Below are 24,573 nucleotides of genomic sequence, written 5' to 3'. Positions count from 1 at the left end.
TGGCGCAGGGCTCTCGCAGCTGGTTATGTCCGCAAAGCCGGAGACAGGTCGAAAAGGGGGTTCTACGCCCTGGACGGCGTAGGTAGGCCAGGGAGGGATCCATGGCGCTTCCTTGCAGACCTGTTGACGGCTCAGCCAGGGCTCTAACTGCGATAGCCCTGAACGCTGGGCGGAAAACGTCGAGCAGCCGGGACAGCGAAGGGAGGGAAAAGATGCGCCCAGTTGCCCATAAAAGGCGGGCGGCGAGCGGCCGAGGGGTGGGGAACAAGGCGGCTGGCGCGCTGGCGGCGCTGGAAAACCTTCTGCGCCGGGCCTTGCCCGGGCACTGCGCGTTCTGCCTGGGTGAGCCGGCGCCGGGGCAAAGCTGGTGCCTGCCCTGCTACCGCGAGCTTGCCTGGAATACCTACGGCTGCCGCCTGTGTGCCGAACCGCTGAACTGGGTGGCGACGCTGTGCCGTCACTGCCGCGAGGCGCCGCCGGCCTTTGCGCGGGCCCGGGTGCCGCTTGCGTATCAGGGCGCAGTGCGCGATTTGGTGCAGGACTTCAAGTTTCACGCTTCGCCCCGGGCCGGGACGCTGCTGGTAGAGCTCTTTGCCTCGGCGCTGGACGAGGCGCCGGCGGAGGCGCTGCTGCCGGTGCCGCTGCATCCGGCAAGGGCGCGGCAGCGCGGCTTCAATCAGGCCCGGTGGCTGGCCGACCGGTTGGGCACGCGGCTGGGGCTTCCCGTGCTTGAGGCCAGCCGGCGAACGGATACGCCGAGCCAGCGTCCGCTCTCCCGCGGCGAGCGCTTTGCCAACCTAGCGGAGGCGTTCGATGTGGCAAGTCCGTTACCCGAGCGGGTAGCTCTGGTCGATGACGTGATGTCCGCTACCTAGGGTACAACTCAGTATTTCTCTGATTTATTCCTTTAATATCAGTCAGCTACATTCATCCGTGAGCAGTTTTGTTGAGCTTGCCTTTCATGAAGTAGAATGAGCTTAAGTTTACTGGGGCAAGGTATGGTGTGTGGCACGGGATAATTTCAACAAAGGTGATATAGCCATGTTGAGCCAAAGAATTGCTCACACCCTGACTGTCTTTATCCTTCTGCGACCCCACGGGAAACCGGATAGAAAGTCAATCACACGGAATCCAGCACATATGAATTTTCATGTAAATATGCCAGTATGTTATATAATTTTAAATTAGCTATATCGCAGGGGGACTGAATGGAAAAGGAAGACTTGCTGAAACAAATTGCAGAAAAAGGGTATGATGTTGGGTTTGGTGCTAAAAAACACTTAGCAACTTATGATATTATCTGCAAAGCTCCTGGCTGGATTTCATTTCTTTCAATAGCTATCGGTATCATAGCTCTAGCTACTGAGTTTGAGCTAAACTCTCTATCGTCTGCCCTTCTAATAATATTTGGTATTTCAGCTTTGTATATAGAGCCTTATCGCAATCATAAAGAGGAGTATGAGGCGGTGGGTAAGAAGCTGACTGGATACTTTCATGATTTAAAGGGGCTTTGTGCAAGGGTTGAGCATGATGCAAGTGGGTCATTAGGTGGCTACATCAATGAATTGAAAGATATTGATAGAGAGTTCCAAGGGGTGGCTATTAGTAAGCAGATTTTTATCAGCGATGCATATGCTCACTATAAGTTCTTTTGGCAAATGCAGACAAGCTGGATAGAACAATACAGGTCATTTTCTTTCTGGAGAGATAAAATACCTCTTTCTGCTTACGTGGCTTGTGTGCTTATCTTAATGAGCCTTTTAGCTATCCTGTTTGAAGTTTGCTGATGAGTAGTAAGTTGTTTTCTCAGTTTCGTGAAAATTTATCCGTCAAAAATGCTGAGAGTATTTCGACGAGCTATAAGAGAATAACAAAGTCGCTTAATAAGAGGTTCTGGGATACAGATTCAGATTTTGTCCACTGTCGTCAAGTTGGCTCATACGGACGTTACACCGCAATCAATGGTGTAAGTGATCTGGATATGATATTCGAATTGCCTTGGTCACTTCATGATGAAGTGCAAGGGTATTCTGGAAATAAACAATACAAGCTTCTCTCAAAAGTATGCAATGCTTTAAAAGATACGTATAGAAACTCAGATATAAAGGTCGATGGGCAAATTGTTGCAGTAAAGTTTACTAAAGGTCATGTTATTGAGTTGGTTCCAGCATTCCGGTATGCCAACGGAAGTTATAAGTATCCAGACACAGGAGACGGGGGGAGGTGGCGAGAGTGTGACCCTGTTGCAGAGCAGATAAAAATGAAAGAGGTGAATGATTCAAAGAACAAAAACTTGAGGGTGTTGTGTAAGATGGTTCGTGCATGGAAAAACGAGCATGGTGTGCCAATGAGTGGCATACTAGTAGATACTTTAGGCTATCATTTTATTCGATCTACTAGTGATTATGATTCTTCTTCTTATAGCTCATACAAACACATGGTTCGTGATTTTTTCGGTTTTTTAGTCGATCAAGACCAAGATAAAGAATACTGGAGAGCACCAGGTAGTGGTTCTCATGTGTATAAAAAGGCAAATTTTCATCCGAAAGCCAAAAAAGCTTTAAGGCGGTGTGAGGAAGCTCTTGATGATGACAGTCCTGACAAAAAGTGGCGAGCTGTTTTTGGTAGGTCGTTTCCTCTTGAGAGTAATTTAACGGAAAATGTGGAAAAATCGGATCGTGCTGTTTCTTACACTGATACCGAGCAATTCATAGAGGACCTGTTTCCGGTTAATATTAAGTATAAAATTGTCATTGATTGTGAGATAAATGCGGAAGGATTGCTCAAAGAGAAGCTGTCAAAAGTTTTTGATTTTAAGATACCTACCGGAAAAAGATTGAATTTCTATGTTAAATGTATTGACAAAATCCCTAAGTCCGTTACCTATTATTGGAAAGTAAGAAATAAAGGAGAGTGGGCTGTAGCAAGAGATCAGATACGGGGGCAGATAAGACAAGGTAATGCAGATGGTAAGCATAGTGAGAGCACTTCCTTTTCTGGCGATCACTTTGTAGAGTGTTATGCTGTAGTCGAAGGTGTATGTGTGGCAAGAGATAAGATAAAGGTTCCTATTTGATTTTTATTTTAAATGGATGTTTATGGCGGGGCAGATGAAATGAGGGTTGATGAAATTTTGTTGTCAGATTTTATTAGTCCTGCCCTTTTGGGAAGCCATCGGGCTTCTGTGGTTTCTGGGTTTTTGAACCGCTATAGATTCGGCTTGTTCCCTAAAAATTATAAGGTTGTATTTTTCGGGCTTTCAGATGTAATGGAGCAGTCGAGATTTATTGATGAATATGCTTTGAATAATATAGGTCTGCATTCCTCTGATGTTTCTAGGGGGCGTTAACAATTAGGCCAGCCATATGGCGGCTGACACGAGGCAGAGGAGTGACTGGTAGTTTCTTGCCAGTCGCTCATAGCGTGTAGATAACCGCCGGAACTTCTTGATTTTCTGAAAGAACCTCTCCACCAGATTGCGATCTTGGTAACAGTGCCAGTCTACTTCAATGCTGACGAATCCCCACGAATATGTTGCTACTCGCCGCATAGGCTCTGCTCCCTGACTTCCTCGCGAAGTCGTGCTCGGAGGGTTGTCCAAGCAGGCCAAGGCACGGCGTCGGGTTGATGACGACGAAGACATTCCAAGCCCAGGCGCCACACGGAAAGCACGCTCCGGTGCCGGATACTGTTGCTCTGATAGCGCCGCTGTTGCCCCCGGGCTCGGACATCCAGGCCGGCCACCATCATGGCCACGTTCGCCAACATGGCGATCAGCAGCAGGACCTCGATGCGCTTGCCCTGGCGAGACTGATGCATGCCGAAGCCCAGCCCGAACAAGGGACTTTTGACATCGCGGAACCCTTCCTCAATCTGCATGCGCTGTCGGTAGATCGTTACCACTTTATTCGCCAGCGTTGAGCGGTCCGGCAGATTGCTGACCAGCACCCAGGGCTCCTGCTGACGCCGGGCGATCGTCCGGCTGCCGCCGTCCCGAGAGATCCGGCCTTGTTTATTGCGATGCTTACGTCCCCGTGGCGGTCGATAATAGAGCACCATCTGAGCGCGGAACGGATGGTTTTCGGCGATCCGGACGGAGCCCCACGCCTGCGGTTCCGATGTCGCGTGTTGAAACAGGGTCTTCACGGGTTGCCATGCTTCGCCTGACGCCTGGTAACGGGCGGGCTGACGGACCCGTCCAACGATATACCAGCCGCGCGCTTCAACGGCCCGAAACCACGGGTTACGAAAGCCGGCATCGGTCACCAGGATCGGCGTGGCCTTGTCGGGCAGGATCCTTGCCAGCGCATCCAGCAGATAGGCTTCACAGTATGGGCATCCTTCCTTGTGATGAACCTTCTCGAAGATGGGCAGCGATCGCCCGGCGAAGGGCACCGCCGCACGCAGCAGGAAATGCCTGCCGCGGTCATCAATCGGCGACCAGTCCACCAGAATCAGTGGGCGCGTTGTATGGCCGATCAGCAGCGAGGCCATGAGCCAATAGAACAGCGGTCGTTCCTGATGAAGGTGAGGGTTGCCTAATAGTCGATCGACTCGTTTGATGGCGTGCTTGGCATCCGTCGAGCTCGGCAACGCACGGCCAATGGCCGTTAATCCCAGACGTCGCTCGCCCAGCAGAGCGCCAACGGTATCGAGGACGGTCTGTAGCCGCTTGGCATGGATCACGGAGAGTGAAGACGTCAGCAAGTTATGCAAGAATCGAGGGGCCTGCATGGGTCTCCTTCGCATGTTGTTGTGTGTCGTAACTCACAACATGCATGACTCATGCAGGCTTTTTCAATCCTATCATGCTGATTTTATTACCCATTTCATGGGGATTCCTCAGACTTCAATGCGCGCCAAACGATTCTTTTTCGGAGGAATCACCGGCTCGGCACCTGCGGCCTGAATCATGTCCCGCAGAGCAGTGGAGTCATACCCCTTGTCGCCCAGCACCGCTTGCGGGGAAAAACCTTCCAGTAGAGCGGGAGCAGCACCATACTCCGACGCCTGGCCCGGTGTGAGAACCAATCGTACTGGGTTACCTAACGCATCGACTGCGGCATGAATTTTGGTGCTCAATCCGCCTCGAGATTTGCCCATGGCTTCGACGTCTTGCGTGTTTTTTTTGACGCTCCATGCTGGTGCACCCTGACGATGCTACCGTCGATCATCAGCTGCTCTAGATCGGGATCGTCGGCTACTGTGTCAAAAATACGCTGCCAAACGCCCTTTCGTGACCAACGGTTATACCGCATGTAGACGGTGTGCCAGCGCCCAAAAGATTCGGGAAGATCACGCCACGGGGCGCCGGTCCGAGCGATCCAGAGCACGGCTTCCACGAACAGGCGATTGTCCTTGGCAGTTACCCCACAGTCTGAGGCTTTGCCGGGGAGCAGGTGCTCGATTCGCTCCCACTGATCATCGCGTAACTTCAACCGACTCATGGCCCACCAAAATCTATGAATACTAAATCAGTTTAAACGAAACTAATGATTGTTAACACACCCTAGCTTTCTTGGCCTAGTGTTACTTGATCGATCTAATGAAAATCTTGACTTAGTTGTATTCAATGAAGTTGGTGGTGTTATCACTGAAAATAAAAAGAAGCTTCTTGATGAGTCACTACGGTTGTGCAGGCTTGGGGTAAGTTTAATCACAGTGTTCTCTGACAGGCATGATTTTGCCGAGGTGGCTGACCAAATAGCATGGGGCACTAAAGTATGGATAGCCAATGAGCCCGATCACATGATTCATTACGATGATAAGCCTGTGATACAGGCACGGTAGTCGAGTTCTGGATGGATGCAAAGGGAGAAGGAGACTTATGAAGTTTTATGGAAACAAGGTCAACGGCTCATACCTTCGTGATGTGTTGCCATCGAGTGATGACGATGTTGAGCTTGTGAAGGCAGCTATTGCCTATGGGAGCGATGCAACCACTCTGATCGAAAATTGTTTGAAAAATAAGCTTCGCCTAGATGTCTGGATGCGGTATGACCATACTGTTCCAGTGTCGCCAAACTTACTAAGAAAGTTGTTGGAAAATGTAGGGAATAATATTTTCTGTAACTTAGTTCCTGATGTTCTTCACTCTAAAGTGATTTGGTGGAAGGGGTATGGAGCTTATATCGGTTCAGCTAACCTGACAGGGCGGGCTTGGCTTACCAATATTGAGTTTGGAGTGTTTCTTAGTGAAGAAGAGCTATCTGCCGATGACTCATTAGGCCAGTTAGAGTTGTTTTTTGAGAATTTGTCTACGTATGAGGAAATATTCCCACTGACGGAAGAGGTTATCCTAGAGCAAGAAGCTCTATACGAGATGAGAAGAAGTCAGTTGCGACAAATTGACGAGGCCAGCCTGAAGAAGAGGAAGCATGGAGTATGGGAAGGTCCAGCGACTCATACGACCCCTGAGAAAGCCTATGATGCCCACAGAACCCGCTTTATCAGGGAGTGGGGCGATGGACTATCTTATCTCCGAAACATCGCCAGACAGGCTCCACAGTATCGTCCTGCATGGCTCAACGAGAGTGTTCCCGCAGAGTGGCAGGCTGATCAATTCTTACATGCCTACTATTACAATGAAGTGAAGGATGGTGCAAAGCATCCCTACGAAGACTTCCATGCCCAAAATAAGGCAGATCCAGCGAAAGCCTTAGAGGCTGGCTTGAAGTGGTGGTCACGACTGCCAGAGCCCCCATCCGATGAAGACCATAACTGCCATGAGAGAGCTCCTGTAATCCATGAGTTGCTGTCAAAAGAGAACATAGGCGACTTAACGGTTGAGGGCTTTGCTGAGATCTGCAAAGCGAACCACTCCACCGCTGACCACGTTAAACGTATGCGGTTGGAGACATTGGGTATTGACGAGGCTCGTGTTCCAATGGAACAGCGGGTTGAAGCCTTTGCTGAATGGTTGTGGGCAAGGAAGAATCAGTCAGGCCAAACCATTAAAGACTTGCTGGTTTATGTCATGGATACAGGTAAACCCGAAGATATTGTAGATAGGCTATTTGAGGCAGCATATAGCGAGAAGCGGAAGTTTCCCCATTTTGGTATCAACCAGATATCCGAAATGACTGGTTGGGCAAGACCAGAGCTTTGTCCGCCTCGAAATGGTAGAACGAGTAAGGGGCTACGAGCTCTTGGGTATGATGTTAAAATACATTAGTGAAAAAAAGCCCCGCACTTGCGGGGCTAAATATTAAGTTTCGTATGATTTTAACTCTTCAATTAGCTGCCTGATATTATCTTTGTATCCTTTCTCAGCAGCCTCCCTTTCAATCAAGTGGTAAGGCCAGAAGAAGTTGTAATTAGTGATTTCACCATCGCCAACGATTACTTCTGAATATACTACTTCGTTATCTGGATTTTTAAGTGTGTATTCGACAGCTAGGTTCCTAGTTAGCTCGCCTAGTCCAAGATCAAGCCCAAGTCCCCAATTGTCGCTGTCAACAAGTTTGGCATCCAGCACGTAACCCTCACCTAAAAGGCCAGCATTATCTAAGCTTTGTCTCAGGAATTCTTTGAATTCATCATCATCAAGGTTTGGGTTTGTTTTGAATGACAATGTAATAACACTCATGCCGGGGAATTCACTAACTTCTCCCAGTGAGACCGAATCTGACAGTGCGGAGCCTGCCTGCTCTGTGCTTGTTTCGTTGTAGACAACATTCTCTTCTCTAGGAGCCCCTGTTACGGTCATACATCCCGCGAGAAGCATCATGCTAAATAAGGATATTGCTATTCTAATCATTGCCTGTTCCCAACGTTTTCCGTTTTTATAGACGTTTTCCCTAGCTCCTTGTCCTCAAAGAAAGGTTAAATTAGGTCATAATATGATTAGGGTCAATTTCAAGATTCATGATTAACCTAAAGTAGAATCTATAGCATTAGAAGATGGCTTGAGCTCTCTTGGTGGGAGACGGCCAGCCATCAATGTGCAGAGTTGTCCCTGTGGTCCTGAAGCCAGAGTTGTTCCTTAGGTAAGTGGACAAGAGGTTTTTTAAAAAAATGATCTAAAATCATGGGTTTATGGTTAGACAACTTAAGTTTTGGATGTTGTCATGACCACCGGGGCCACGGTCAACGCCCTGGCGCTGGCCGCTCGCCAAGCCGGCGCCCGGGAAGTGGAGGTCTATGCGCTGGCGCGCACATCGCTCGGCGCGTCCTGATACCATGGCCTTTTGTCCGGCGGAGCCTTCCATGAACCACGCCTTTAGCGCCTTATCGCCGTCCGTCGTCATGGCGGCCATCGAGTCGGTCGGTGTGTACCCGGCCGGCGAACCCTTTGCGCTGAACAGCTACGAAAACCGCGTGCTGATGTTCGGCGACGATGAAGGCAAGCGCTGGGTGGTCAAGTTCTACCGCCCGGGGCGCTGGAGCGCAGACGTCATTCAGGAAGAGCACGACTACTTGCTCGAGCTTCGCGCCGCTGGCGTCAGCGTGGCGGCGCCGGTGCGCCTGGCCGGCGGGAAAACGCTGCACCGGTTCGACGGCTTTGCCTTCGCGCTGTTTCCCCAGCAGCCGGGGCAGGCGCCGGAGCTTGACAACCCCGCCCACCTGTTTGCGCTGGGCGGGCTTATCGGACGGTTGCACCACGTTGCCGGCCGCAGCGTCTTCAGCCATCGGCCGCAGCTTTCTCCGGCGGCGGATATTGCCCGGGCCAGCGCCGAGGTGCTGGCCGGCGGCTGGCTGGGCAAGCAGCAGCGGCGCGCCTACGAGGCAATAACCACCCGTTTGGTGAAGGCGCTTGAAGATTATTCCATGCCGGCGCTGACGCGCTGTCACGGCGACTGCCATCTGGGCAATATCCTCGGGCGCGACGAGGCTTTTACCCTGGTGGACTTCGATGACTGCCTGATGGCGCCGGCTATCCACGATATCTGGATGCTGCTGCCCACCGGGGATCCCGACGCCTGGCGCGCCCAGCTGAGCGAAATCAGCGAAGGCTACGAAGAAGAGCGGGCGTTTCCCCACGAGCAGCTTGAGCTGATCGAGCCGCTGCGCAGCCACCGCATGGTGCGCCACAGCGCCTGGCTGGCAGCGCGCTGGGAAGATCCCGCTTTCCCCCGGGCTTTCCCCTGGCTTGGCGAGAGCGGCTATTGGGATGAGCATATCCGCCAGCTGGAGCAGCAGCGGGTACGGCTGGAGTCAACGCGCTGGCTCGCCTGAAGGCAGGCGAGCCGGGGGAAGCAGAAACAGGAGTGCCGATTCCACGCGGCTAAGGCAACGGGCCGCTCAGTCCTCGGCGCTCTGGCTGTCTTCGGGGTCGGGCCGCTCTGAAGGAATGGGGTTGGCCACGCCCTCGCCGCTGGCCTCGCGGCGCTGCTTGTTGATTTCTTCCGAGGGGTTGGCCTGCTCGGTGATATCAAGCGGCGCGCCCAGGGTCAGGGCAAAGGCGTGCCCGGCGGGCAGGCGGCAGTCGTTGCCTTCGCAGTGAATACCGTACTGGCCGTCGCTGTCGTAGGCCGAAGCCTCGATTTCGCCGGAAAAAATCGAGCTTGCGGCGCTGTCGGTTTCGATGCAGGTGACGTCGTGGGCGGTGATACGCATGCGGTCATCGTCGCGCTGGGCATCGCCGACGATGACGCAGTATTCGGGCAGGGTGGCCGAGGCCTGGCTAATATCAGCCGGCCTTAATAAAATACCTTCCTGGCGGGACTCGCCGCCGGCAAAGCTGATGGTATCGACGACTTCAACCCCCACGGTGGCGTCAGCGGGCAGGCTGAGCGTGGCGGCGAAGGCGCCGGCCGGCGCGGCCAGCAGCGCCGCTAGCAGAACGCTGGCGCCCGCGCGGGCGGAGAAGAAAGGCATGTTGGTGGAAGGCATGGCAGTGTCTCGCGTATTGGGTAGCTACGAAGTGACGGGTCGATAATGCGGGTGATTATATCACAGCATGAGATGTTGCCGATGGCCCGGCGCCCCCCCCGGGCGAGCCACCCGGATGCCATCTTCAGGACAACATTGCCGTCTGCCTGCTGTATAGTCTTGCCCGTTCCCGGCGTGTTCGCCAGGCCGGCGCCCCGGGATGACACACGCCAAATAAGCAACGAGGCCCTATTGATGACCGATGAGACCGATGACATTGCCCGGCACTACCGCCAGATCATGGCGCTGCTGGGAGAAGACCCTGACCGCGAAGGGCTCAGGGACACCCCTGAACGCACGGCCAAGGCCATGCAGTTCTTGACCGCGGGCTATCATCAGACGCTTGAAGAGATAGTCAACGGCGCGGTGTTCGACTCCCAGAGCGACGAAATGGTGCTGGTCAAGGATATTGAGCTCTATTCCATCTGCGAGCACCATTTGCTGCCGTTTATCGGCAAGTGTCACGTGGCCTATATGCCCAACGGCAAGGTGCTGGGACTCTCCAAGTTCGCCCGGATTACCGATATGTTCGCCCGTCGCCTGCAAATCCAGGAAAACCTGACGCTACAGATTGCCGAAGCGGTTCAGGAGGTGACCGCAGCCCGCGGCGTGGCGGTGGTGATCGAAGCCCAGCACCTGTGCATGATGATGCGCGGCGTGGAAAAGCAGAACTCGAGCATGTCGTCATCGGTGATGCTCGGCGCCTTCCGCAGCAACCAGTCCACTCGCCAGGAGTTCTTGACGCTGATCAGCTGAGTAGTGGCGGGCCGGTTTTTTTGGTCATGAGGGGTATTTCGTCTTAGCATGAAGGCGACGGTCTTTCATGCCTAACGCCACGATCTGGTCTGGAGCACTCATGGAATCGCTAAAAGAGACCCAGCTTTACTGTCCCTTTGCCTACATTGACGGCAGCTGGGTAGCCGCTGACAGCGGCGAGCAAATCAGCGTCTACAACCCGGCCACCGGGGATATCATCGGCAACGTGCCGCGCCTTGGCGAAGACGAAACCCGGCGCGCCATCGACGCCGCCGACGCCGCCATGCCCGCCTGGAGCGGCATGACGGCCCTGGAGCGCGGCGATCTGCTGCTCAAGTGGTACGAGCTGATGCTCGAGCACCAGCAGGACCTGGCCATGCTGATGACCCACGAGCAGGGCAAGCCGCTCAAGGAAGCCGAGGGCGAGATTGCCTACGCGGCAAGCTTTCTGCGCTGGTTCGCCGAAGAGGGGCGGCGCGCCTACGGCGAAACCGTTCCCGCGGCCAAGGCCAATCAGCGCATTGTGGTGACCAAGCAGCCGGTGGGCGTGGTGGGGGCCATCACCCCGTGGAACTTCCCCGCGGCGATGATCACGCGCAAGGCCGCCGCGGCCCTGGCGGCGGGCTGTACCATTGTGATCAAGCCTGCCAGCCAGACGCCGTTTTCGGCCACGGCTCTGGCGCTGCTGGCCGAGCGCGCGGGCATCCCCCGGGGCGTCTTCAACGTAGTGCCCGGCAGCGCCGGTGATATCGGTCGGGCGCTGACCCATTCGCCCAAGGTGCGCAAGATTACCTTCACCGGCTCTACCGAGGTCGGCAGCCAGCTGATGACCCAGGCCGCCGAACACGTGCAGAAAATTTCTCTGGAGCTCGGCGGCAACGCGCCCTTTATCGTCTTTGAAGACGCCGATCTGGACGCCGCCGTGGAAGGTGCCATGGCCGCCAAGTTCCGCAACACCGGGCAAACCTGCATCTGCACCAATCGCTTTCTGGTGCAGACAAGCGTGGTCAACGCTTTCTGCGAAAAGCTCGCGGTGGCCATGAACAGCGAACTCCACGTGGGCGACGGCGAGGAACCCAGCAACAACATCGGCCCGCTGATCGACGAGGCGGCGGTCTCCAAGGTCACCGAGCACGTTCAGGACGCCGTGGACAAGGGCGCCGAGCTGTTGCTGGGCGGCCATCCGCATCCGCTGGGGGGCAACTTTTTCTCGCCGACGCTGATCAGCGCGGCCAGCTCGGACATGCGCGTGGCCGAGGAAGAAACCTTCGGCCCGCTGGCGGCGGTCTTTCCCTTCGATGACGAGGAAACCGCCGTGGCCATGGCCAACGATACCCGCTACGGCCTGGCCTCGTATTTCTATTCCCGGGACCTGGCGCGCACCTGGCGGGTGGCCGACGCGCTGGAGTACGGCATGGTGGGGATCAACACCGGGGCGATCTCCAACGCCGCCGCGCCCTTTGGCGGCATGAAAGCTTCGGGACTGGGGCGCGAAGGCGGCCACCAGGGCCTGGAGGAGTACCTCGAAACCAAGTACCTGTGCATGGACATCAGCTAACGCCGAATCATCCGGGTACAACCCCGGCGGACTGCGCGGCCGCCGGGGTTTTTTTACGGCTGGGCGTCAGTGACGGCCTGGCGTACCGGTGGCGGAAGGACAGCCGCGAAAGATCAGTGACGAAAGTGGCGCATGCCGGTGAACACCATGGCAATGCCGGCCTCGTTGGCGGCGTCGATGACTTCCTGGTCGCGCACCGAGCCGCCGGGCTGAATGACGGCGGTGATGCCGGCTTCGCTGGCGGCGTCGATGCCGTCGCGGAAGGGGAAGAAGGCGTCCGAGGCCATCACCGAGCCCGGCACCGGCAGGGCCTCGTCCGCGGCCTTGATGCCGGCGATTTTGGCCGAATAGACGCGGCTCATCTGCCCCGCGCCCACGCCCACGGTCTGGCCTTGGCTGGCGTAGACGATGGCGTTGGACTTGACAAACTTGGCCACCCGCCAGGCAAAGAGCAGATCATCAAGCTCCTGCTCCGACGGCGCGCGCTCGCTGACCACTCTGAGGTCGTTCCGGCTTACCGTGCCGCTGTCGCGCTCCTGCACCAGAAGCCCGCCGTTGACGCGCTTGTAGTCAAGCGCCGGCGCTGCCTGGCCGCCCGGCCAGCCGGCGCCGGCGCCGGCGTCGAGCAGGCGCACGTTGGGCTTCTTCGCGACGATGGCCGCGGCGTCGTCGTCGATCCCCGGGGCGATGATCACCTCGACGAACTGGCGGTCGATGATACGCCGCGCCGTTTCGGCGTCGAGCGTCACGTTGAACGCAATAATGCCGCCGAAGGCGCTGGTAGGATCGGTGGCAAAGGCGCGATCGTAGGCTTCGGCCGCGTTTTGGCCCACGGCCGCGCCGCAGGGGTTGGCGTGCTTGACGATCACGCAGGCGGTGTCGTCAAAGGCCTTCACGCACTCAAAGGCAGCGTCGGTGTCGGCGATGTTGTTGAACGACAGCGGCTTGCCCTGGCGGCTTTGCGCGGTGGCCACCCCGGGCTGTAAGGCCTCGGGCTCGACGTAGAAGGCGGCGTTCTGGTGGGGGTTCTCGCCGTAGCGCATGTCCTGCTTTTTGGCCAGCTGCAGGTTGAAGGTGCGCGGGAAGTTGGCGTCCTCGGCGCTCACCCGGCGGCCCAGGTAGTCGGCGATGGCGCCGTCGTAGCCCGCCGAGTGCTCGAACGCCTTGACCGCGAGGTCAAAGCGCGCGATGGCGCCGATGCTGCCGTTTCGAGCGGCCAGCTCGTCCAGCACTCGGGGATAGTCGCCGGCGTTGACCACCACGGTAGTGTGGGCGTGGTTCTTGGCGCAGGCGCGCAGCATGGCCGGCCCGCCGATGTCGATGTTTTCGACGGCGTCTTCGAGCGTGCACTCGGGGTTGGCGACGGTGTCGGCAAAGGGGTAGAGGTTGACCACCACCATGTCGATGGGCGCAATATCGTTTTCCGCCATGACCGCGTCGTCCTGCCCCCGGCGGGCAAGAATGCCGCCGTGGATTTTGGGATGCAGGGTCTTGACCCGCCCGTCCATGATTTCCGGAAAGCCGGTGTGTTCGGAAACCTCTCTGACCGGGAGGTCGTTTTCCTTGAGCAGCCGGAAGGTGCCGCCGGTGGACAAAAGCTCGACGCCGTGCTCGCGCAGGCCGCGGGCAAAGTCGACGATGCCGGTTTTATCGGAGACGCTCAGCAGAGCGCGGCGAACGGGGGACGCGGTAGTAGCCATCACACTCTCGTAGGCAGTGGGTCTGATAGAAAACAGCAAAGCCTGAGCCTGAAGGCTCAGGGTGCGCTGTCGATAAGTCCGTAATGCTTGAGCTTCTTGCGCAGGGTGCCGCGGTTCAGCCCCAGCACCTTGGCAGCGCGGGTCTGGTTGCCGTGAGTATACTCCAGCACGGCGGCCAGCAAGGGCGTTTCCACCTCGGCCATGACCATGGCGTAAAGGTCGCTGGTTTCGCCGCCGTCAAGGTGCTCGAAATAGCGCCGCATGGAGGCTTCCACGGCGTCGCGCAGGGGTTTGGGCGGCGCCTCTGGCGGCGTTTTGTCGAGCGCGGCGGTGTCCGGGCGGGTGGGCATCGGGTTGCGATCCGTCATGCGGCGTGGCCTCCTTTGGCTGACAGGCGTACGGCGGCATCCGGCACCGTTAAAGTCTCCATCCAGGCAAACTGCGCCGCCGGGGTCTCCAGGGCGTTGAACTGCTGTTTCAGGGCGCGCTGCTGCGCCGGCGTAAAGCGCGTATCGGCGGCGAGGTACCAGCCCAGGTGCTTGCGCGCGATGCGCACGCCCATGTAGTCGCCGTAAAATGCGTGCAGCGCGGCCAGGTGTTCGCCCAGTACCCGGGCGCGCTCGCCGGGCGTGGGGGCGGCCAGCGGCGTGCCGTGGTCGAGATAGTGGTTGATCTGCTGAAATATCCAGGGGTTGCCCTGGGCGCCGCGGCCGATCATCAGCGCGTCGGCTCGGGTGTAGTCCAGCACTTGGGCCGCTTTTTCGGGGGTATCGATATCGCCGTTGGCAAATACCGGCAGCCCCACCCGGGACTTCACCGCGGCGATGGTGTCGTATTCGGCCTCTCCCGCGTAGCGCTGCTGGCGGTGGCGGCCGTGCACGGCAAGCGCCCGGATGCCGGCGTCTTCGGCGATGCCTGCCACGCGCACGGCGTTGTTGCTGTCGGCGCACCAGCCGGTACGGATTTTCAGCGTCACCGGGATATCTACCGCGGCCACCACGGCGTTGACGATCTCGGCGACCAGGCGCTCGTCGCGCATCAGCGCGGAGCCGGCGGCCTTGTTGCAGACTTTTTTCGCCGGGCAGCCCATGTTGATGTCGATGACTTCGGCCCCAAGCTCGGCGTTCAGGCGGGCGGCCTTGGCGAGCATCTCGGCGTCGCCGCCGGCAATCTGCACCACCCGAGGGGCGGGCTCGCCGCTATGATCCATGCGCTGGCGGGACTTGCGCGTGTGCCACAGCGAGGGATCGGACGTGACCATTTCCCCCACTACCCAGCCGGCACCCAGCCGCCGGCACAGCTGGCGGAAGGGGCGGTCGGTGACGCCGGCCATGGGTGCCAGCAGCGTGCGGTTGGGCAGCGTATAGGGGCCGATGGAGACAGAAGTCAAAGGTGGTGTCATAGTCGATCCGCGCGTTTACTCCGGGCGTATGCCGGTCAGGCGCACCCAGCCTTCGCGGTGCGCCGGCTCGTCCATGATAAGCCCTTGGGCCCGGTAGGCGTCGAGCACTTCGTCGGCCTGGTGCTCGAGAATGCCCGACAGCGCCAGTCGGCCGCCGGCGGCCACGCGCCCGGCAACGGCCGGGGCCAGCTCCACCAGCGGACCGGCGAGGATGTTGGCCACCACGACGGGGTAGCCGGTCTCGGGGTGCTCAAGGTCGAGCGCCTCGGGGTAGTAAAGCGCCAGGTCGGCGTCCCTTACGGCGTTGCGTTCGGCGTTGTCGCGGCTGGCCTGGAGCGCCTGGGGGTCGATATCGGTGCCCGTGGCGCGGCGCGCGCCGAGTTTCAGCGCGGCGATGGCCAAAATCCCCGAGCCGCAGCCCACGTCCAGCACCCGGGCGCCGGCAAGCTCGCCGGCCACGGCCAGCTCGTCCAGCCAGCCAAGGCACAGCGCCGTGGTGGGGTGGGTGCCGGTACCGAAGGCAAGGCCGGGGTCGAGGATCAGGTTGACCGCATCCGACGCCGGCGGTTCGTGCCAGCTGGGCACGATCCACAGCCGCTCGCCCATCCTGAGCGGCTCGAAGGCGTCCATCCACTCGCGCTCCCAGTCGCGGTCGGCCACCAGCTCGTAGTCGATCGCGGGGCAGGGCTCGCCGGGCAGCCGCTCGGCCCAGGCGGCGTGAATGCGCTCGAGCATGGCGCTCACGCCTTCCAGGTCATCGTAAAGGCCAGTGAGCACGGTGTCCTGCCACAGCGGCGTCGTGCCGCGCTCGGGCTCGAACACCGGGTCGTCGTCGGCGTCCTGCAGGCTGATGGCGGTGGCGCCTTCGTCGAGCAGCAGCTCCTCGAGCTGTTCGGCGTGCTCCGGGGGAACGTGGGCTTTAAGCTGTAGCCAGGGCATGGGGGCTCCGCACGGTGGGGGAAAAACGCGGGGCAGTCGGTGGCTCCCCGCGGCGTGTGCTAACCGAGCGTCAGGATTCCAGCTTCTTTTCCAGGTAGTGGATGGTGACTTCGCCCTGGCGGAAGTAGCTGTCCCGCACCAGATCCTTGTGCAGGTCGATGTTGGTCTTGATGCCTTCCACCAGCAGCTCGTCCAGGGCGTTGCGCATCCGCGTCAGGGCAATGTCGCGATCTTCGCCCCAGGTGATCAGCTTGCCGATCAGCGAGTCGTAGTGGGGCGGTACGCTGTAGCCGGTGTACATGTGCGAGTCCATGCGTACGCCAAGGCCGCCCGGCGGGTGAAACAGCGTGACCCGGCCCGGCGAGGGCATGAAGGTGCGGGCGTCTTCGGCGTTGATGCGGCATTCGAAGGCGTGGCCGTCGAGCTTGACGTCATCCTGGGTGATGGAAAGCGGCCAGCCCGAGGCAATGCGCAGCTGTTCCTTGACAATGTCCACGCCGGTGACCATTTCCGTGACCGGATGCTCGACCTGTACCCGGGTGTTCATCTCGATAAAGAAGAACTCGCCGTTTTCGTAGAGAAACTCGAAGGTGCCGGCGCCGCGGTAGTTGATGTCGATGCAGGCGTTGCGGCAGGCCTCGAGCACCTGCGCCCGGGCGTCGGGGTCGATGCCCGGCGCCGGCGCTTCTTCCAGCACCTTCTGGTGGCGGCGCTGCAGCGAGCAGTCGCGATCATAGAGGTGGATGGCGTTGCCCTGGCCGTCGGCCAGTACCTGAACCTCGACGTGGCGCGGCTTTTCCAGGAACTTTTCCATATAGACCGTGCCGTCGCCGAACGCCGAGTGCGCCTCGGTGCGGGTGATGCTGATGGCCGACAGCAGGTAGCCTTCGGTGTGCACCACGCGCATACCGCGCCCGCCGCCGCCGGAAGCGGCCTTGATGATGACCGGATAGCCGATGCGCCGGGCAGTGGCCAGGTTGGTATCGTCGTCGTCGCCAAGCGGCCCGTTGGAGCCGGGCACGGTGGGCACGCCGGCGGCCTTCATCGCCCTGATGGCGCTGACCTTGTCGCCCATCAGGCGGATGGTCTCCGCCCGGGGGCCGATGAATCGAAAGCCCGAGCGCTCGACCTGCTCGGCAAAATCGGCGTTTTCCGACAGGAAGCCGTAGCCGGGATGAATGGCGCTTGCGTCGGTGACTTCGGCGGCGCTGATAAGCGCGGGGATATGCAGATACGACTGGGCCGACGGCGCCGGGCCAATGCATACCACCTCGTCGGCCAGGCGCACGTGCATGAGCTCGCGATCGGCCTGGGAGTGCACCGCGACCGTCTTGATGCCCAGCTCCTTGCACGCGCGCAGGATGCGCAGGGCGATTTCGCCGCGGTTGGCGATCAGTACCTTGTCCAGCATGGGAGGTTCCACCCGTGTCGAAAATGAATGATCAGGCGATGATGACCATGGGCTGATCGAACTCGACCGGCTCGCCGTCTTCCACCAGAATGGCTTCGATGACGCCGTCACGGTCGGCTTCGATCTGGTTCATCATCTTCATGGCTTCGACGATGCACACGGTTTCGCCTTTCTTCACGCTGGCGCCCACTTCGACAAAGGGCGTGGCGCCCGGCGCCGGGCTGCGGTAGAAGGTGCCGACCATGGGCGAGCTGACCGCCTCGCCGCGGTAGGTCGGCGCCGCCGGCGCTTCTTCCGGCGTCGGCGTGGCGGTGCCGGGCGCGGCGGGGTCGGGCGCCTGGGTGGGATACGGGTGGGGGGCAAACTGGGCCATGGGCTGGGGGGCGTAGGGAGTGCCGTCGGGGTGGCGGCTGATGCGTACCGACTCTTCGCCTTCCTGAATCTCGATCTCGCTGATGTTGGACTCTTCCAGCAGCTCGATCAGCTTTTTGACTTTACGAATATCCATGCGGGGGTTCCATACTCTTTGAAAATGAAAACGACAAAAGGCGTAAGCGATATAGTTCCCGGACACCGGCGGCGCGCAGCGGTGCCGCACCCGGGCAAAACGGACATGGCGGACGGCGGCGTTTAAGTAGCGCCTGCGGGGCGCGCTCAAACGGCGCAGCACGCACGCCTGGCAGGCGTTACCTGCCGCAGTAAACCTGAAAGCAAAAAACCGAGAACGCGGCACGTTGGTGAACGTTGCGGCTGTGTTGGCGCCCCAAACCGCGCACCGGGCTCGCGTGCAGGCGAAGTTTGCCGAAAAAAAGGCAGCCTGTCTAGCGCTGCCGAACGCCGGCCGGATGGCAAAAGCGCACCGGCCGGCAGGCGAGCAGGCGGGCAGGCTTAGCCGGCGCGGCTATCGAGCCACTGGCCCAGCTTTTCCAGATGGGCGCTGAACTGGTCGGCGTTCACCTCGCCCTGGATGCGCGCCTGGGCAATTTCCTTGCCGTCGGCAAAGAACAGAAGGCTCGGCGGGCCGAACAGGTCAAAGGCTTCCAGCAGCTCCCGGGTGCTGTCATCGGTCTCGGTGACGTCGGCCTGGATCAGCCTATAGTCGGCAAGCGCGCTGGCGACCCTGGGGTCGGGATACACCTCGCGCTCCATGACCTTGCACGAAATGCACCACTCGGCGGTAAAGTCGACAAACGCCGGCTCGCCTTTGGCGGCGGCGTCGTCCAGCGCGTCGTTGAGCCCTGCCAGGGTATCCACCCGGGTGAACCTGGGCTCGGCCGCCGCTGTCGGCGTACCGCCGCTGGCGCCCATCTGCTGGGTGCTCTGCAGCGGACGCAGCGGGTTGCTGTTGCCTTGGGCGGCGCCCAGCAGCAGGGCGATACCCCAGGCCAGCAGCAGAATGCCCAGCGCCTGGCGGGCCCGGCCCCAGCCCTGGGGCTGGTTGAACTGCAGCGCCCCCAGCGCCAGCGCCGAGCCCACGGCCAGCGCTGCCCACAGCATCAGCGCCACGGGCGCGGCCACCAGCCGCTCGACCATCCAGATGGCGACCCCCAGCAGCAAAAGGCCGAAGGCGATCTTGACGCCGTTCATCCAGGCGCCGGAGCGCGGCAGCAGCGTGGCACCAAAGGTGCCGACCAGCAGCAGCGGCACGCCCATGCCCAGCCCCAGCGCAAACAGCACCGCGCCGCCCAGCACGCCGTCGCCGGTGGACGAAATGAACACCATGGCGCCGGCCAGCGGCGCGGTGACGCAGGGCGAAACCACCAGCACCGAGAGCGCCCCGGCCACGGCAATCCCCAGCGGGCCGCTTTGCTGGGCGCGGTTTTGCCAGGCGTCTATCCGGGAGGCGAGGCGCGGCGACAGGCGCAGGTCGAAAGCGCCGAACATGGCCAGCGCAAAGAGCGTGAACAGCACCGCAAAGGTGATCAGCACCGGCGCCGACTGCAGGTGCGCCTGGAGGTTCAGGCCCGCGCCAAACAGCCCCATCAGCACGCCGACCAGGGCATAGGTCAGCGCCATGCCCAGCACGTAGCTGGCCGAGAGCACAAAGGCCCGGGGGCGGGTGGGGTTCTGGCCGACGATGATCGACGACATGATCGGCAGCATCGGCAGCACGCAGGGGGTAAACGTCAGCCCCAGCCCGGCGAGGAAGAAAAGCCCCAGCGACAGCGGCAGGCTGGCATCGTCGAGCAGGGTAGCAAAGCGGCGGTCTTCGCTTTGCGGGCCGCTGAAGCCGGCATCCGCCGCGTCGCTGTCGGCTTCGGCGACATCGCTCGCCGGGGTTTCGCCGACGGCTGCTTCGCTGGCCGGCGCTTCGTTATCAGGCGCATCGCCGCTGGGGAAAGAAGCGGCGTCGCTGGCCGCCGGCGACGATTTGCCGGCAGGGGAGGTTTCTTCGATGGGCGAGGCCTGGCCGCTGGCTTCGCCGGCATCGGCAAAGGCCGCCGGAGGCCCGCTCTCGGCGGCTTCGAGGGACATGCGTTCGGGGGGGTAGCAAAGCCCGGCGTCGGCGCAGCCCTGAAAGGTCAGCTCGACGTCAAAGGGGCCGTTATGCGCCTCTTCCAGGGGCGTTTCGAAGACCACGGTATCGCGGAAGGTGTAGACCTCGCCGAGGTATTCGTCGGTCATGAAGGTGCCCGGCGGCAGCTCCGGCTCGCCGAGGCTGACGTCGGGGGACTGGCTCTCGACGGCAAACTGATGGCGATAGAGGTAGTGGTCTTCGGCTGCCTCGACGCCGATATAGAGCGTGTCGCCGTCGTGCCAGGCGCTGGGCTGAAAGGCCTCGCGCACGGGCAGAAAGTCACCCTGGTCATCGCCGGAAAACCACTGGGCCTGGGCAAGCCCCGGAGGCAGCAAGACAAGCAGCGCGGCCACAAGCCAAAGGGCTTGACGGTACCGCAGCGCGGCGGGCAGGCGGAAATGGAATAGCACGGAATCGTCCTTAGTGGCTGAGAATTCAAAAGCGCCGATGCGCAAGCGGCCTTGCGGGCTTCATGGCGCGTTAATCTTCGCCGTAAACGCAAACGGGCCGCCCGAAGGCGACCCGTTCGCTGGTGAGGCACAAGCGGCCGTCAGGCTTTTTCATAGGCATCGACGGCTTTTTCGATGGCCCGGTGGGCGGCTTCGGCGTTGTCCCAGGATTCGACCTTGACCCACTTGCCCTTTTCCAGATCCTTGTAGTTTTCAAAGAAATGGGCGATTTGCTGGCGCAGCAGCTCGGGGAGGTCGGTGGCCTCGTTGATGTCGTTGTAAAGCGCGGTCAGCTTGGCATGGGGCACACACACCAGCTTGGCATCCTCGCCGGCCTCATCGGTCATGTTGAGCACGCCCACCGGCCGGGCGCGGATGATGCTGCCTGCTCCTACCGGGTGCGGGGTGACCACCAAGGCATCGAGGGCGTCGCCGTCGTCGGCCAGGGTACGCGGAATGTAGCCGTAGTTGGCCGGGTAGAACATCGGCGTGGCCAGAAAGCGGTCGACCATCAGCGCGCCCATGTCTTCGTCGATCTCGTATTTGACCGGCGCGTGATTGGCCGGGACCTCAATGGCCACGTAGATATCGTTGGGCAGCGCCTTGCCGGCGGGGATGTTGTCAAAGTTCATCGTGGGCTCCTTGGAGCATGGGCGTGTGGCAAATCGTTGAGGCAGGGCAGCACAGCTGGTGCCGAACATTCGGGTACCGGATTATACGAACAAGGCGAAAAGATTACCAATCCGACGAAAAATGCACTAAGCCTTCTTGGCAAGCGCCCGGCGTATGCAATAAGTCGCATGGTGGAACACGGCAAGCGGCATGTATGATTTGCGCCTGTTTACCCCTGTCCCACAGGGCTTTGCCGGCCGCGGAAGGGTCGGGAGAAAAAGCCGGGAAGAAACGCCGGGAGGAAAGGTGGCGCACGCACAGTTGCTGATCAGTTACGGCCAGGCGCAGGTGACGGCCCCCCGGCGTTACCAGCTAAGCGCGATGGCGGTCTACCTGCCGGAAAAGCCGCTGATGCACGCCAAGGGCGGCTGTGCGGTGATCGGCGATTCGGTAGCGTCCGGCGCCCAGGCAAGCCGGGCCGCGGAGCTTGGTGTGCGCTCCTTCGTCGCGGACTACTTTTCCACGCCCGACCACTGGAGCGTCAAGACCTCGGCCACTCGGGTGCTCCGCGCGCTGAACGGATGGTGCCACGGCCAGAGCCGTCAGCCGGCGGCCGAAAGCTTCGTCGCCTCGCTGTCGACGCTGGTGTTTCGCGGGCAAAGCGCCCATCTGTTTCACATCGGCGACACCCTGGTGTTTCGCCTGCGCGGCGCAGAGTTCGAGCAGCTCAGCGCCGAGCACGTGACCGCCCTGGGCGGCTATCGCTATCCGTCCCGGGCGCTGGGCATGGACAACAGCGTGGACATCGACTACGTCCGCTTCCCGCTCAAGCAGGGCGATATTTTCCTCTTCACCACCCGGGCGGCGGTGGGGACGCTTCTGCCCTCGGACTACGTGCGGCTGATACGCCAGGACGCAAGCGACCTTAACGCCGCCTGCGAGCGCCTGGTGAACGAAGCCAGCGCTCGGGCCCGGGAGCGCGGCTACGCCGTGGATCCGTTCTGCTTTCAGCTGGCGCGCATCGACGAGCTGCCCGAGGGGCAAAGCGACGACCCCGGCCAGCTTTACGGCGACCTGCCGATTCCGCCGGAGCTCTCGCCGGGGGAGCGGCTGGACGGGCTGGAAGTGATCGAAGTGCTGGCGCGCACGGCGCAGTCACGGGTGTACCGGGTGAAGGACGTGAATACCGGGGCCGAGGTGGTGATGAAGGCGCCGAGCCCCGAGCTTTCCCTGCGCAATGCCTACCTGGAGCATTTCCTGCTGCAGCAGTGGGTAGTGGAGCGGGTATCGTCGCCGTTTGTGGTGCGGGTGGTCGAGCCCTCGCGGCCGCGCCACTATCTCTACTATCTGCTGTCCAGCATACGCGGCGAGACCCTGCGCGCGTGGGCCGAGCGCCACCCCCAGGCAACGCTTGCCCAGCGGTTGGAAATGGCCGGTCAGCTGGGCCATGCGGTACAGGCGCTGCACCACCGCGGGGTGCTGCATCAGCAGATCAACCCGAATAACGTCCTGGTCGACGAGCACGGCAAGGTGGTGCTCACTGACTTCAGCGCCTGCCATCTGCGCGATGCCGACGGCCACCGCCGGTCCGGCGAAATCCTCCGGCCCATCGGCTTTACTCCGCACACCGCGCCGGAATACGCCCTGGGCGACAGCATCGGCCAGCGCAGCGATCAGTACGGCTATGCTTCCACGGTCTACTGGCTGCTCACCGGCCAGCTGCCGTACCGGCTGACCCCGGACAGGCTTTGCAACCACACCGACCTGGAAGCCCTCAGCTACCGCAGCGCGCGCGCTGCCAACCCCGAGATTACCCCGGCGCTGGACGATACCCTGCGCCGGGCCCTGGACCCCCAGCGCGCGCTGCGCTTTCGCAGGCTGTCGGAGCTGGTGCACGAGCTGCAAGTGCGCCGCCACACTTCGCCGCCGGACGCCGCCCAGCGCGCCGACGCCCGGCGCTTCTGGCAGGGCGTGGCGGGCATTCTGCTGCTGCTTTTGGTGCTTTCCTGGGTGCTGCGGTAGGGGATATGACGCTGCTTCTCGCCAGGCGTCATCGCGAGCGCCAGCGAAGCGATCTCGGTTTTAATCGGCGGGTAGCGGGAAACCCCGAGATTGCTTCGCTACGCTCAATGAAAGGGACTCCTCCCCACTCCGATGCCTCATCGGGCAGAATGGCGTTGAGACCACCAAAAGAGGGGGAAGAGTCATGAACCAGCATACGGCGATTGGCATTGATTTGGCAAAGCAGGCGTTTCAGGTGTGCATCGTGAATACCCGTCAACAACGCGTTCGTACCAACAAAGTGCTGAAGCGCGCGGAGCTGCTGGATTACCTGCGGCGTCAGCCAAGCTGTCGCGTCTTCATGGAGGCCTGCGGCGGCTCGCATCACTGGTCGCGGCAGTTCCAGGCCATGGGGCATGAGGTACGGCTTATTGCACCGCAGTTTGTCACCCCGTTTCGCAAGGGGCATAAGACCGATGCCAACGATGCGCTGGCGATCGTGGAGGCCGGGTTGCGACCCCACATGCGTTTTGTGCCTCAGAAAAACCTGGAGCAGCAGGACCTGCAGAGCCTGCATCGCATCCGAGATCGTTACATCAAACAGCGCACCCAGCTGATCAACCAGGTACATGGCCTGCTGCAGGAATACGGCATTGTCTCCGGGCGCGGTCAGGCGGCCCTGAAGCGGACCCTGTGGCGTGTGCTGGAGGACGCGGAGAACGAACTGACGTTCACGATACGCGAGCTGCTGGCCGACCAAATGGCCGAGCTGGACCATCAAAATGAGCGCATTCACCGCCTGGACAAGCAAATGGAGCAGCTGAGCCGCGCCATTCCGGCGTGTCAGCGGCTGCAGGCCGTGGAAGGCGTCGGCCCCGTCGTTGCCACCCAGCTCTACAGCGCCCTGGGTAACGGCAAGGCGTTCAGCAAAGGACGACAGGCGTCGGCCTACCTGGGCCTGACACCGCGCCAGTTCAGCAGCGGCGGCAAGGTGGCCATGACGGGGATAGGCCGAACCGGCCAGCTCTCCCTCAAGGCCGCGCTGATCCGCGGGGCGCATTCGGTAATCCAGCGGCTGGGCGACAAGCAGGACAGCAAAAGCCACTGGCTGAGAGCGCTGGTCGACCGCGTGGGCAAGAACAAGGCGGCCGTTGCCCTGGCCAACAAAACCGTGCGAGTGGCCTGGGCGCTGCTGCACGGCAACACGACGTACCGGGCGGATTATGTAGACACCGAATTCCAGTGCTGATGGCCGGTTGGCCACCAGTACAGGGGATGCTGGCACGCTAGTGCCATCACCTTGTTGCCGAGCCACGAGGGATGAAAAACAGGTCAGACCGACCTTCTCAAAACC

General features: G+C 60.3%; 25 protein-coding genes. 11 read left to right on the top strand and 14 right to left on the bottom strand.

The features are described from left to right. Positions 1-212: 212 nt before the first annotated feature. The 4 genes from P1P91_RS09100 (at position 213) to P1P91_RS09085 (ending at position 3,349) form a co-directional block, all read left to right on the top strand. Positions 213-875 carry a ComF family protein gene (locus P1P91_RS09100; protein WP_311882102.1) on the top strand — a complete coding sequence of 221 codons (663 nt, stop codon included), beginning with the start codon at positions 213-215 and terminating at the stop codon, positions 873-875. A 333-nt stretch (positions 876-1,208) separates the two neighbouring features. Continuing rightward, the gene (locus P1P91_RS09095; protein WP_311882101.1) at positions 1,209-1,787 is read left to right on the top strand and encodes an SLATT domain-containing protein; all 579 of its coding nucleotides are present in this window, start codon (positions 1,209-1,211) and stop codon (positions 1,785-1,787) included. Next, positions 1,787-3,076 (top strand): SMODS domain-containing nucleotidyltransferase, encoded by a 1,290-nt coding sequence (locus tag P1P91_RS09090; RefSeq protein WP_311882099.1) that lies wholly within the window; start codon positions 1,787-1,789, stop codon positions 3,074-3,076. Before P1P91_RS09095 ends, P1P91_RS09090 begins: the two co-directional genes overlap by 1 nt. A gap of 12 nt (positions 3,077-3,088) precedes the next feature. After that, positions 3,089-3,349, top strand: a complete 261-nt coding sequence (locus P1P91_RS09085) for a hypothetical protein (RefSeq protein ID WP_311882098.1) — start codon at positions 3,089-3,091, stop codon at positions 3,347-3,349. A gap of 3 nt (positions 3,350-3,352) precedes the next feature. Here P1P91_RS09085 and P1P91_RS09080 read toward each other — a convergent pair whose 3' ends face one another. From P1P91_RS09080 to P1P91_RS09065, 4 genes are all read right to left on the bottom strand, one after another. Next, on the bottom strand, positions 3,353-3,550 hold the full coding sequence (locus tag P1P91_RS09080; RefSeq protein WP_311882097.1) for a transposase: 198 nt from the start codon (positions 3,548-3,550) through the stop codon (positions 3,353-3,355). Then, positions 3,538-4,734 carry an IS4 family transposase gene (locus P1P91_RS09075; RefSeq protein WP_311882096.1) on the bottom strand — a complete coding sequence of 399 codons (1,197 nt, stop codon included), beginning with the start codon at positions 4,732-4,734 and terminating at the stop codon, positions 3,538-3,540. The genes P1P91_RS09080 and P1P91_RS09075 overlap by 13 nt, the downstream gene beginning before the upstream one ends. Before the next feature lie 108 nt (positions 4,735-4,842). Further along, positions 4,843-5,103, bottom strand: coding sequence for a transposase (locus P1P91_RS09070; protein WP_311882094.1), 261 nt, complete (start codon positions 5,101-5,103; stop codon positions 4,843-4,845). Then, entirely contained in the window at positions 5,079-5,447 is a 369-nt protein-coding gene (locus P1P91_RS09065; RefSeq protein WP_311882093.1) for an IS5 family transposase, read from the bottom strand. The genes P1P91_RS09070 and P1P91_RS09065 overlap by 25 nt, the downstream gene beginning before the upstream one ends. Positions 5,448-5,526: 79 nt before the next feature. Here P1P91_RS09065 and P1P91_RS09060 point away from each other — a divergent pair, with 79 nt between their 5' ends. Both P1P91_RS09060 and P1P91_RS09055 read left to right on the top strand, forming a co-directional pair. Next, positions 5,527-5,790, top strand: a complete 264-nt coding sequence (locus tag P1P91_RS09060; protein ID WP_311882091.1) for a BsuBI/PstI family type II restriction endonuclease — start codon at positions 5,527-5,529, stop codon at positions 5,788-5,790. Between the two features lie 37 nt (positions 5,791-5,827). Further along, entirely contained in the window at positions 5,828-7,174 is a 1,347-nt protein-coding gene (locus P1P91_RS09055; RefSeq protein WP_311882090.1) for a phospholipase D-like domain-containing protein, read from the top strand. A gap of 33 nt (positions 7,175-7,207) precedes the next feature. Here P1P91_RS09055 and P1P91_RS09050 read toward each other — a convergent pair whose 3' ends face one another. After that, on the bottom strand, positions 7,208-7,759 hold the full coding sequence (locus tag P1P91_RS09050) for a hypothetical protein (protein ID WP_311882089.1): 552 nt from the start codon (positions 7,757-7,759) through the stop codon (positions 7,208-7,210). Positions 7,760-8,208: 449 nt separating this feature from the next. Between P1P91_RS09050 and P1P91_RS09045 the strand changes: the two genes are divergently transcribed. Next, positions 8,209-9,177 (top strand): serine/threonine protein kinase, encoded by a 969-nt coding sequence (locus P1P91_RS09045; RefSeq protein WP_311882087.1) that lies wholly within the window; start codon positions 8,209-8,211, stop codon positions 9,175-9,177. Positions 9,178-9,243: 66 nt separating this feature from the next. On the opposite strand, the gene P1P91_RS09040 is transcribed toward P1P91_RS09045, so the two are convergent. After that, on the bottom strand, positions 9,244-9,834 hold the full coding sequence (locus P1P91_RS09040; RefSeq protein WP_311882085.1) for a hypothetical protein: 591 nt from the start codon (positions 9,832-9,834) through the stop codon (positions 9,244-9,246). A 234-nt stretch (positions 9,835-10,068) separates the two neighbouring features. On the opposite strand from P1P91_RS09040, the gene folE reads away from it, so the two are divergent. Next, a complete protein-coding gene (folE, locus tag P1P91_RS09035) occupies positions 10,069-10,629 on the top strand; it encodes a GTP cyclohydrolase I FolE (protein ID WP_311882083.1) in 561 nt (186 codons plus the stop codon). Positions 10,630-10,729: 100 nt separating this feature from the next. Continuing rightward, a complete protein-coding gene (locus P1P91_RS09030) occupies positions 10,730-12,187 on the top strand; it encodes an NAD-dependent succinate-semialdehyde dehydrogenase (protein ID WP_311882081.1) in 1,458 nt (485 codons plus the stop codon). Positions 12,188-12,300: 113 nt separating this feature from the next. Here P1P91_RS09030 and purH read toward each other — a convergent pair whose 3' ends face one another. The 8 genes from purH to ppa form a co-directional block, all read right to left on the bottom strand. Further along, positions 12,301-13,887: a bifunctional phosphoribosylaminoimidazolecarboxamide formyltransferase/IMP cyclohydrolase gene (purH, locus tag P1P91_RS09025; RefSeq protein ID WP_311882079.1), complete on the bottom strand. Its 1,587-nt coding sequence runs from the start codon at positions 13,885-13,887 to the stop codon at positions 12,301-12,303. Positions 13,888-13,943: 56 nt separating this feature from the next. After that, positions 13,944-14,237, bottom strand: coding sequence for a DNA-binding transcriptional regulator Fis (gene fis / locus P1P91_RS09020; RefSeq protein ID WP_311885758.1), 294 nt, complete (start codon positions 14,235-14,237; stop codon positions 13,944-13,946). A 14-nt stretch (positions 14,238-14,251) separates the two neighbouring features. Next, a complete protein-coding gene (dusB, locus tag P1P91_RS09015; RefSeq protein ID WP_311882078.1) occupies positions 14,252-15,289 on the bottom strand; it encodes a tRNA dihydrouridine synthase DusB in 1,038 nt (345 codons plus the stop codon). A gap of 15 nt (positions 15,290-15,304) precedes the next feature. Then, positions 15,305-16,228: a 50S ribosomal protein L11 methyltransferase gene (gene prmA, locus P1P91_RS09010; RefSeq protein ID WP_311882077.1), complete on the bottom strand. Its 924-nt coding sequence runs from the start codon at positions 16,226-16,228 to the stop codon at positions 15,305-15,307. Positions 16,229-16,298: 70 nt separating this feature from the next. After that, entirely contained in the window at positions 16,299-17,639 is a 1,341-nt protein-coding gene (accC, locus tag P1P91_RS09005) for an acetyl-CoA carboxylase biotin carboxylase subunit (RefSeq protein ID WP_311882076.1), read from the bottom strand. Between the two features lie 31 nt (positions 17,640-17,670). Next, a complete protein-coding gene (gene accB, locus P1P91_RS09000; RefSeq protein ID WP_311882074.1) occupies positions 17,671-18,147 on the bottom strand; it encodes an acetyl-CoA carboxylase biotin carboxyl carrier protein in 477 nt (158 codons plus the stop codon). A 380-nt stretch (positions 18,148-18,527) separates the two neighbouring features. Further along, positions 18,528-20,567, bottom strand: a complete 2,040-nt coding sequence (gene dsbD / locus P1P91_RS08995) for a protein-disulfide reductase DsbD (RefSeq protein WP_311882073.1) — start codon at positions 20,565-20,567, stop codon at positions 18,528-18,530. Between the two features lie 140 nt (positions 20,568-20,707). After that, the gene (ppa, locus tag P1P91_RS08990; protein WP_311882072.1) at positions 20,708-21,238 is read right to left on the bottom strand and encodes an inorganic diphosphatase; all 531 of its coding nucleotides are present in this window, start codon (positions 21,236-21,238) and stop codon (positions 20,708-20,710) included. Positions 21,239-21,524: 286 nt separating this feature from the next. On the opposite strand from ppa, the gene P1P91_RS08985 reads away from it, so the two are divergent. Both P1P91_RS08985 and P1P91_RS08980 read left to right on the top strand, forming a co-directional pair. After that, positions 21,525-23,240 carry a protein kinase domain-containing protein gene (locus P1P91_RS08985; RefSeq protein WP_311882071.1) on the top strand — a complete coding sequence of 572 codons (1,716 nt, stop codon included), beginning with the start codon at positions 21,525-21,527 and terminating at the stop codon, positions 23,238-23,240. Between the two features lie 184 nt (positions 23,241-23,424). Further along, on the top strand, positions 23,425-24,468 hold the full coding sequence (locus tag P1P91_RS08980; RefSeq protein WP_311882070.1) for an IS110 family RNA-guided transposase: 1,044 nt from the start codon (positions 23,425-23,427) through the stop codon (positions 24,466-24,468). Positions 24,469-24,573 lie beyond the last annotated feature (105 nt).

Origin of the sequence: Halomonas piscis, from assembly GCF_031886125.1 — a bacterium.
Taxonomy (GTDB): domain Bacteria; phylum Pseudomonadota; class Gammaproteobacteria; order Pseudomonadales; family Halomonadaceae; genus Vreelandella; species Vreelandella piscis.
The sequence above is the reverse complement of the archived record's forward strand: the minus strand, read 5'-3'. Positions and strand labels throughout refer to the sequence as shown.

Excerpts from the sequence above, each read along its gene's own strand:
- P1P91_RS09100 (WP_311882102.1), top strand. The coding sequence starts at position 213 with ATGCGCCCAGTTGCCCATAAAAGGCGGGCGGCGAGCGGCCGAGGGGTG.
- P1P91_RS09095 (WP_311882101.1), top strand. The coding sequence starts at position 1,209 with ATGGAAAAGGAAGACTTGCTGAAACAAATTGCAGAAAAAGGGTATGAT.
- P1P91_RS09090 (WP_311882099.1), top strand. The coding sequence starts at position 1,787 with ATGAGTAGTAAGTTGTTTTCTCAGTTTCGTGAAAATTTATCCGTCAAA.
- P1P91_RS09085 (WP_311882098.1), top strand. The coding sequence starts at position 3,089 with ATGGATGTTTATGGCGGGGCAGATGAAATGAGGGTTGATGAAATTTTG.
- P1P91_RS09080 (WP_311882097.1), bottom strand. The coding sequence starts at position 3,550 with ATGCGGCGAGTAGCAACATATTCGTGGGGATTCGTCAGCATTGAAGTA.
- P1P91_RS09075 (WP_311882096.1), bottom strand. The coding sequence starts at position 4,734 with ATGCAGGCCCCTCGATTCTTGCATAACTTGCTGACGTCTTCACTCTCC.
- P1P91_RS09070 (WP_311882094.1), bottom strand. The coding sequence starts at position 5,103 with ATGGGCAAATCTCGAGGCGGATTGAGCACCAAAATTCATGCCGCAGTC.
- P1P91_RS09065 (WP_311882093.1), bottom strand. The coding sequence starts at position 5,447 with ATGAGTCGGTTGAAGTTACGCGATGATCAGTGGGAGCGAATCGAGCAC.
- P1P91_RS09055 (WP_311882090.1), top strand. The coding sequence starts at position 5,828 with ATGAAGTTTTATGGAAACAAGGTCAACGGCTCATACCTTCGTGATGTG.
- P1P91_RS09050 (WP_311882089.1), bottom strand. The coding sequence starts at position 7,759 with ATGATTAGAATAGCAATATCCTTATTTAGCATGATGCTTCTCGCGGGA.
- P1P91_RS09045 (WP_311882087.1), top strand. The coding sequence starts at position 8,209 with ATGAACCACGCCTTTAGCGCCTTATCGCCGTCCGTCGTCATGGCGGCC.
- P1P91_RS09040 (WP_311882085.1), bottom strand. The coding sequence starts at position 9,834 with ATGCCTTCCACCAACATGCCTTTCTTCTCCGCCCGCGCGGGCGCCAGC.
- folE (WP_311882083.1), top strand. The coding sequence starts at position 10,069 with ATGACCGATGAGACCGATGACATTGCCCGGCACTACCGCCAGATCATG.
- P1P91_RS09030 (WP_311882081.1), top strand. The coding sequence starts at position 10,730 with ATGGAATCGCTAAAAGAGACCCAGCTTTACTGTCCCTTTGCCTACATT.
- purH (WP_311882079.1), bottom strand. The coding sequence starts at position 13,887 with ATGGCTACTACCGCGTCCCCCGTTCGCCGCGCTCTGCTGAGCGTCTCC.
- fis (WP_311885758.1), bottom strand. The coding sequence starts at position 14,237 with ATGCCCACCCGCCCGGACACCGCCGCGCTCGACAAAACGCCGCCAGAG.
- dusB (WP_311882078.1), bottom strand. The coding sequence starts at position 15,289 with ATGACACCACCTTTGACTTCTGTCTCCATCGGCCCCTATACGCTGCCC.
- prmA (WP_311882077.1), bottom strand. The coding sequence starts at position 16,228 with ATGCCCTGGCTACAGCTTAAAGCCCACGTTCCCCCGGAGCACGCCGAA.
- accC (WP_311882076.1), bottom strand. The coding sequence starts at position 17,639 with ATGCTGGACAAGGTACTGATCGCCAACCGCGGCGAAATCGCCCTGCGC.
- accB (WP_311882074.1), bottom strand. The coding sequence starts at position 18,147 with ATGGATATTCGTAAAGTCAAAAAGCTGATCGAGCTGCTGGAAGAGTCC.
- ppa (WP_311882072.1), bottom strand. The coding sequence starts at position 21,238 with ATGAACTTTGACAACATCCCCGCCGGCAAGGCGCTGCCCAACGATATC.
- P1P91_RS08980 (WP_311882070.1), top strand. The coding sequence starts at position 23,425 with ATGAACCAGCATACGGCGATTGGCATTGATTTGGCAAAGCAGGCGTTT.